This window comes from Frankia sp. AgKG'84/4, from assembly GCF_023242965.2.
In the GTDB taxonomy this organism is placed as follows: domain Bacteria; phylum Actinomycetota; class Actinomycetes; order Frankiales; family Frankiaceae; genus Frankia.
Genome location: NZ_JALKFU020000266.1, coordinates 1 through 7,025, shown reverse-complemented (window position 1 = coordinate 7,025; position 7,025 = coordinate 1). Strand labels below are relative to the sequence as shown.

The 7,025-nt window shown below is 74.1% G+C and carries 8 protein-coding genes; 4 read left to right on the top strand and 4 right to left on the bottom strand.

Annotated features, from left to right (window positions below; translation table 11 throughout):
• On the bottom strand, nucleotides 1-560 hold a 560-nt coding region (locus tag MXD58_RS16435; protein ID WP_250609505.1), incomplete at its 3' end, for an MFS transporter.
• A 376-nt stretch (nucleotides 561-936) separates the two neighbouring features.
• Here MXD58_RS16435 and MXD58_RS16430 point away from each other — a divergent pair.
• Nucleotides 937-1,758: a coniferyl-alcohol dehydrogenase gene (locus tag MXD58_RS16430; protein WP_248836365.1), complete on the top strand. Its 822-nt coding sequence runs from the start codon at nucleotides 937-939 to the stop codon at nucleotides 1,756-1,758.
• On the opposite strand, the gene MXD58_RS16425 is transcribed toward MXD58_RS16430, so the two are convergent.
• Nucleotides 1,718-2,674 carry a CPBP family intramembrane glutamic endopeptidase gene (locus MXD58_RS16425; RefSeq protein ID WP_248836366.1) on the bottom strand — a complete coding sequence of 319 codons (957 nt, stop codon included), beginning with the start codon at nucleotides 2,672-2,674 and terminating at the stop codon, nucleotides 1,718-1,720. The two genes, MXD58_RS16430 and MXD58_RS16425, sit on opposite strands and share 41 nt — an antisense overlap.
• A 182-nt stretch (nucleotides 2,675-2,856) precedes the next feature.
• Between MXD58_RS16425 and MXD58_RS30730 the strand changes: the two genes are divergently transcribed.
• From MXD58_RS30730 to MXD58_RS16410, 3 genes are all read left to right on the top strand, one after another.
• Nucleotides 2,857-4,089, top strand: coding sequence for a sensor histidine kinase (locus tag MXD58_RS30730; protein WP_248836367.1), 1,233 nt, complete (start codon nucleotides 2,857-2,859; stop codon nucleotides 4,087-4,089).
• A complete protein-coding gene (locus tag MXD58_RS16415; protein ID WP_248836368.1) occupies nucleotides 4,086-4,808 on the top strand; it encodes a response regulator in 723 nt (240 codons plus the stop codon). Before MXD58_RS30730 ends, MXD58_RS16415 begins: the two co-directional genes overlap by 4 nt.
• A 376-nt stretch (nucleotides 4,809-5,184) precedes the next feature.
• Nucleotides 5,185-5,943, top strand: coding sequence for a hypothetical protein (locus MXD58_RS16410; RefSeq protein ID WP_250609503.1), 759 nt, complete (start codon nucleotides 5,185-5,187; stop codon nucleotides 5,941-5,943).
• Nucleotides 5,944-6,033: 90 nt separating this feature from the next.
• On the opposite strand, the gene MXD58_RS16405 is transcribed toward MXD58_RS16410, so the two are convergent.
• Together MXD58_RS16405 and MXD58_RS16400 are read right to left on the bottom strand one after the other, a co-directional pair.
• Nucleotides 6,034-6,699: a methylated-DNA--[protein]-cysteine S-methyltransferase gene (locus MXD58_RS16405; RefSeq protein ID WP_250609502.1), complete on the bottom strand. Its 666-nt coding sequence runs from the start codon at nucleotides 6,697-6,699 to the stop codon at nucleotides 6,034-6,036.
• Between the two features lie 93 nt (nucleotides 6,700-6,792).
• Nucleotides 6,793-7,025, bottom strand: a 233-nt coding sequence (locus tag MXD58_RS16400) for a hypothetical protein (RefSeq protein WP_250609501.1), incomplete at its 5' end; no start/stop codon positions are given.

The following is a 7,025-nucleotide window of genomic DNA, read 5'->3' as shown; positions in this document are numbered from 1 at the left end:
CCCGTGCACACGGCGCCGAGGACGGCCACCGCGGCCACGGACATCCGCCAGCCGCCGTGCGCGTCCAGCCCGGCCGGGACCAGCCGGCCGAGCAGCCCGCCGAGCGACGTCGCGGACACGTACATGCCGATCGCCGGCGCCGCGACGTCGGCACGCACCTGGTCGCCGACGTGCCCCATGGCCACCGCGACCACCGAGGACAGCGCGACCCCGGCCGCGCCGCGCGCCACCAACAGCAGCGGCAGGTTCGGCGCGGCGGCGCCGACCCCCACGCAGACGCAGCCCGTCACCAGCCCGACGATCATCACCGGTACCCGGCCGACTCGCTCGGCCAGCGCGGACATCGGCAGCACCGAGAGGGCGAGCGCACCGGTCGTCACCGACACAGTCAGGCTCGCGCGCGTCGCGTCGACGCCGAAGGTCCGCGCGATCTGCGGCAACGACGCCTGCGTCGAGTACAGCATCGCGAACGCGGCGAGCCCCGCCGCGACGATGGCGACCTGCAGCCGCCGAAGCTCGGCGGAGCCGGGCAGCAGCGGCGGCGGCTCGGGCGGGGTCACCCAGGTGACGCTAGGACGGCCTGGACCCACCGATGCGACCATGTGGCCTACCAGGCAGGCGGTGGCTCCCGGGCGGCGCCGTCCGCTGCCCTCCGTGCGGGGAGCGAGCGCCAGGACGGCGCGGGGTCGGCCGCCGGGGGCTAGGCGTACCAGCGGTCGCTGGAGGGAGCGCCAGGGATGGTGATCGGGACCATGTTGTACGCGGTGCCACGCCTGGTTCATCCGGACGGCCGCGTCGTCGTTCGTCACCCCGCGCAGGCACCGGCGGGAACAGGCGAATGTGGGCGCGGGTGGCGCCGGGCGGCCCCGTCGAGTAGACCGAGAGGTGGCGTGGAACATACCGGGTACTCGATCCCGGGACCTGATGGAGGACCTGATGACCGAACTGAACCCGTTCAGCTACCAGGGAAAGCGGGTCGTGGTGACCGGGGCGGCGTCGGGGGTCGGCGCCGCGCTCGTCGAGCTGCTCGCCGAGCTCGGCGCCACGCACATCACCGCGATCGACCGGAACCGGCCGGCAGCCGCGGTCCACCAGTACATCGAGGCGGATCTGTCCTCGGCGGCCGGCGTGCGGGCGGCGGCCGGTGCCGTCGAGGGGCCGGTACACTCGCTGTTCGTGAACGCCGGTGTCGCCGGCACCCAGCCGGCCCGGATCGTGCTGAGCGTGAACTACCTCTCGGCCCGGCTGCTCACCGAGCTGCTGACGCCGCGGATGCCGGCCGGGTCGGCTGTCACCGTCACCGCGTCGACGGCCGGCGGCGGCTGGCCGGCGCACCGCGACGAGCTGCTGGAGCTCATGGGCGTCGACGACTGGGACAAGGCGCTGGCGTGGCTGGAGGCCCGCCCGGCGCTGATCGGCGACCCGTACGCGCTGTCCAAGGAGGCCGTGCAGTTCTACACGATGTTCGCCGCGCGGTCGCTGGCCCAGGCCGGGCTGCGGATCAACAGCGCCTGCCCGGGCCCCATCACCACGCCGCTGCTCGCCGACTTCAAGGCCACCATGACGGAGAAGGTGCTGGACTGGGCCGTCAGCCAGGGCAACGGCCGGCCGGCCACGCCCGCGGAGGTCGCCCACATTCTGGCCTTCCTCGGCTCCGAGGCTTCGGCCTACCTCAGCGGCGTCAACATCACCGTTGACGGTGGCATGACCGCCGCCCTCAACACCGGTCAGGCCGACCTGTCCGCCCTGACCGGCTGACGTCCGTGCCCAGCAGGGCCGCCGCGACCGCGATCACGGCTGCCATGGTGACGAGGCCGGACTCACCGGCGACGTAGCTGAGCGCCAGCGGGGACGCGGTGACGGCGGCCGTCGTCGCCGCGTCGATCACCGTGTTGACGGCGTTGTGGGCGATCGCGACCGGCCAGATGCTGGCGCTACGCTCGCGCAGCCAGGCGTAGAACACCCCGGCGGCGGTGACGGTCACGACCACGGTCGGTGCCACGGCCCAGCGGCTGCCGACCGAGTCGTACGACGTGGTCAGAAGAATCAGCGGCAGGTGGAACAGGCCGTGCAGGAAGCCGGTGACCAGCGCCGCGCGGCGGCGCGACGTCAGCTCACGCAGCTTCGGGAGCAGGAATCCGCGCCAGCCGATCTCCTCGCCCAGGATGACAGCGGTGAACACGACGGTGCCGAACACGATGTCGGGCAGCGTGGTGCTCAGGCCGTGGAACCACACCAGCCCGAAGGCCTGGGCGATCAGATACGGCGCGGCGACGATGAGCACCGGGACGGCGATCGCCACGGGCCAATACCGCAGCCCGGCCCGGCGCAGGCCAACCCCCGCCCACAACGTGCGACGCTGGCCACGAGGAGTGACGGTGAAGGTCGTGCCGACCACCGCCAGCACCGGTACCAGGATGGACAGCAGCGGCGCGAGCTGGCTCGAGCTGCTGAGGAAGGCCAGCCCGATGCCGAGCTCGGCGCCGAAGACCATCGTGAGATAGGTCGCCACCTGGCGGGTGGCCAGGGGGCGGGCGCCGGGTATCGACGGCGCCGAGGGGGCGGGAGCGGCGGCCGTCGGCGGCGGTGTGAGGACGGGCGGCGAGAGGAGCGGCGCGCTGCCCTGGCGGGGCGGGCCGGAGGCGTACGGGGCGGATGGCAGCGCGCTGACCATGAATCTCTCCTGGCTCGGGTCGGCCGCGGTCGACCGATGCCCTGAATAATCAGGTCCACGGGCGGATCGGCGCATCGGGCGGTGGTACCCCCCGCCCGGCATCCCTCGGGCGGATGTCGGGCGCCTCCGCGTCATCCTCTGGAGGGATGTCGACGACCGGGGCGGCGGCATACCCTCGGCCCGTGAGCGCCACGACCATCGCGGGGTGGACCCGGCCGGCCCTGCGTCCGCCCCTGACCGACCTCGCGGTAGCGGTCGTCCTGACACCGCTGCTGGTGTGGGCGGTCGTCCACGTGTCGTGGCGGGAGACGGGATTCTCCCGGCCGGACGCGGTCGCGGTCGCCCTGACGGTCCTCGTGGGGATGGCGCTGGCCTGGCGCCGGGCCCAGCCGCTGGGCGCGCTCAGCGCCGCGACGGCCTGCGTCGTCGGCGCGACCGTCGCCGGCTACGACGTGACCGACGCGCAGCCGTTCATCGTGTGCGCGCTGCTGCTGTCGCTGGCCTACCACCGTGATCCGCCGGCCGCGCCGGCCGGGCTCGCGATAGCCGCCGTCGGGTTCACCGTCGCCGTGCTCAGCCACCCGCCCGGCCTCGGTAGGGACAACGTCGGCTGGACCTTTGGCCTGCTCATCGCCTCTTGGGCGGCCGGTCGGCTGCTTCGCACCCGCCGCGAGGTTCTGCTGGCCCGCGCGGAGGCGGCCGAGGAGCGCGCTCGCTCCGCGGCCGGGCGCGCCGCGCGCATGGTCTCCAGCGAACGCCTGCGGATAGCCCGCGAACTGCACGACATCCTCTCCCATACGGTCAGCGTCATCGCCGTGCAGGCGACCGTGGGGCACCACCTCGCCGGCACCGATCCGGCCGCGGCGCGTAGCTCGCTCGGCATCATCAGCGACAGTGCCCGCGAGGCGCTCGACGAGCTGCGCCGGCTGCTGCCGGTGTTGCGGGACGAGGAGGGCCGCGTCGACGAGGAGGTACCCATCGACGGGGCTCCACCCGGCTCGTCCGCAGTGTCCGTCGCGCCGGCGCGGAGCCTGGCCGACATCGAACCGCTGGTCGCCCGGATCCGTGACGCCGGTGTCCCGGTGCGGCTGCGCATCGAGGGGGCGGAGCGGGTGTTGTCACCGGCGGCGCAGGCCTGCGGGTTCCGGATCGTCCAGGAGGCCCTGACGAACGTCCTCAAGCACGCCGGCGAGGCGAGCGCCGACGTCATCGTCGCCTACCACCCCGACGCGCTGGAGCTGACGGTGACCGATGACGGTCGATTCCCGGTCGCCACCGCGCCCCGCGAGGGACACGGACTGCCCGGGATGCGGGAACGCGCCGCGCTGTTCGGCGGCACCCTGGCCGCCGGGCCCCGGCCCGCCGGTGGCTTCCAGGTGCGGGCCCGCATCCCCGATGGTGGCTCGCCGTCGTGAGCGGCGGTCCCGAGGGCGGCGCCGCGGTGATCAGGGTCGCGGTGGCCGAGGACCAGGAGCTGGTGCGCAGCGGCTTCGTGGCGCTGCTGGGCTCGGCGCCGGACATCGAGGTCGTCGGAGAGGCCGGCGACGGGCTGGAGGCGATCGCGCTGGCGCGGCGGACCCGCCCCGACGTGCTGCTGATGGACATCCGGATGCCGAACCTCGACGGGGTCAGCGCCACCCGCCGGATCGTCGCCGACCCGCTCACCACGGCCACCCGGGTCGTCATCCTCACCACGTTCGACCTGGACAGCCACGTGCACGACGCGTTGCGCGCCGGGGCGAGCGGCTTCCTGCTCAAGGACGTCACGGCGGTCGATCTGCTGGGCGCCGTCCGGGTCGTCGCGGCGGGGGAGGCGCTGCTGGCCCCGCGGATCACCCGGCGGCTGATCGGCCACTTCGCCGCGCAGCCGGTCCCCTCCGACCGGCACCGGGAGCCGGTGGCGCGGCTCACCGCCCGCGAGCGGGAGCTGCTCGTAGCGGTCGCCCGCGGCCTGTCCAACGCCGAGATCTCGCGCCGGCTGCACATCAGCCTGGCCACCACCAAGACGCACGTGAGCCACCTGCTGACCAAGCTCGACGTCCGCGACCGGGTGCAGCTGACGGTCGTCGCCTACGAGTCGGGCCTCGTCCGGCCCGGAGCGGACGGCACGCCGGAGGCCGCGATCGGAACCTGATCGGACCCGCCGGACATGCCGGGGGCGGTCGCCGCGGTCGTCTCCCAGAGGACTTCGCTGCTTTTGCTGACGGCGAGCGAGTGTCGGCAGGTGGACACCGCAACTGTCGCGAGGGCGTCAGCGCCGGCTGCGCCAGCCGTGCTCACATATTCCTCGCGACCAGGCATTCGGTCGAGCGTTGAACGTATGGGCCGACAGGGGTGGATTCGTGGTGGATGCGGTGCGGGCCTCCGGGCAGCCGCAGCCGCAGCCGCAGCCGCAGCCGCAGCCGCAGTCACAGTCGCCGTGGCCGCAGGCCGGGCCGGCCGGGGAAGCGGCTGCGGGTGTCGGGGGCGGTGGCGTCATCCCGGCCGACCCGCCGGAGCGATCGGGGCCGGTGGCGCCCTGGCCGGTGCGTTACCTGGTGGTCTGGCCGGCCCGGGCGGTCGCCTTCGTGGTTATTCTTCCGTTCTGGCTGCTTCACGAGCTTGTCCAACTGGTCAAGCGTGGGCTGCGGTTGCTGTTGTGGGACTGGTTCGCGTTGCCGGTGCTGCGGGCGTTGCGCGACTGGCTGCTCGTCCCGTTCGGGCGCGCGATCGCCTGGTGCTGGCGGCGGATCGTCCTGCCCGCGCTGAACTTGGCCTGGAAGATCGTCCAGGCGGTCGATGACTGGCTGTGGCGGTGGGTGTTCGCGCCGGTGGGCCGCGTGCTCGCGTTCCTGCTCTACCGGCTGGTCCGGGTGCCGCTGCGGTGGCTGAACCGGGTGCTGCTGGTTCCGGTGTGGCACACGCTCGCGGTGGTGGCGCGGGTCTGCGGGCGGGCGCTCGCGGCCGTCGCGGCGGCGTGCTGGTGGGCGATGGTCCGGGTCGCGCGGGCCATTGGTGTCGCGCTGCGGGTGGTGGTCGTGGTGCCGGTGGCGTGGTGCTGGCGGATGATCGTCGCGCCGGCTGGGCGGGCTGTCGGTGCGGTGCTGCGGGTGGTGATCGCGGTGCCGGTGGCGTGGTGCTGGCGGACGGTCGCGCGTCCCGTCGGCCGGGCCGTCGCGGCGACGTTCTTCGTGCTGTTCGTGGTGCCGACCCGGTGGGCGGAGCGGGCCGTCTGGCGACCGATCCGCGATGCCGTGTCGCCGGGCGCGGGCCCCAGCGGGCGAGGCTGATCCGCGCCACCCGCGCACGCACCGATCACGGCCCTGTCGTCAGTACAGGGTCGGCGTCAGTACAGGGTCGGTGTCAGAACAGGGTCGGCGTCAGAACAGGGTCGGCGGCGGGGGTGCGACCGCGCCCTCGATCACGAGCATGCGGCGCTTCGTCTCGACGCCGCCGGGGGCGGAGAACCCGTGCATCGCGCCGCCCGCGGCCAGCACCCGGTGGCATGGCACAACGATCGGCATCGGGTTGCGGCCGAGTGCCTGCCCGACCGCCTGTGCCGCACCCGGCATCCCGAGCCGGTCTGCGACCTCGCCGTAGGTGAGCGTGCCACCGGGCGGGATCGCGCGGGTGACCTTGTAGACCCGCTGGTGGAACTCGGGCGTGCCGCTCAGGTCGACGCGTACGTCGGCCAGGTCGTCCGGCACGCCGTCGAGCAGCCCGACCATCCTGCTGATCGCCGCCGCCACATCGTTCGGGACCACATCGTTCGGGACCACATCGGCCGGGACCACATCGGCCGGGAGTAGGTCGGCCGGGAGCAGGTCGGCCGGTGGGCCCTCGCCACCGTCCGTCGACCCGGTCGCGCCGCGTCCGGCGCCGACGGCCATGGCCACCGGCGCAGCGGCGTGCGCGCGGGTCGCGAGGTACCGCCGCAGCAGGGCGCGGGTTGCCGCGTCGCTGGTGGTGGGCAGCGCGACGGCCACCAGCCCGGCGTCACTCCAGGCGACACCGCAGCGGCCGAGCGCCGTGTCGAACAGGGCCATCCCCGCATCCCGCATGACCCCATCGTGCCGGACGGGTCCGACAGGTCACGGGAGAGCCGGCCGCGGCGGCGCGGGGACCGATCCCCCGCATGATCACCCCGAATCCCGGGTCGATGTCTCCGCCACGTGCACCAGGCAGCCGCCGTCCGCCCATTGTCGGCCGCTTCGCCGCAGCACGAACGCGCCGACGGACACCACGGGTGCCATCCGGCGCGGGGTCGGCGCGCGGCGAGGAGCAGAGTCGGACCGGTGGCAGTGGATGAGCGAGGCCCCGGCGGCGGCGCGGACGTCGCGGCCGGGCGCGATGCGTCGGACCCGGTCCGCGG

Excerpts from the sequence above, each read along its gene's own strand:
- MXD58_RS16425 (WP_248836366.1), bottom strand. The coding sequence starts at position 2,674 with ATGGTCAGCGCGCTGCCATCCGCCCCGTACGCCTCCGGCCCGCCCCGC.
- MXD58_RS16405 (WP_250609502.1), bottom strand. The coding sequence starts at position 6,699 with ATGGCCCTGTTCGACACGGCGCTCGGCCGCTGCGGTGTCGCCTGGAGT.
- MXD58_RS16430 (WP_248836365.1), top strand. The coding sequence starts at position 937 with ATGACCGAACTGAACCCGTTCAGCTACCAGGGAAAGCGGGTCGTGGTG.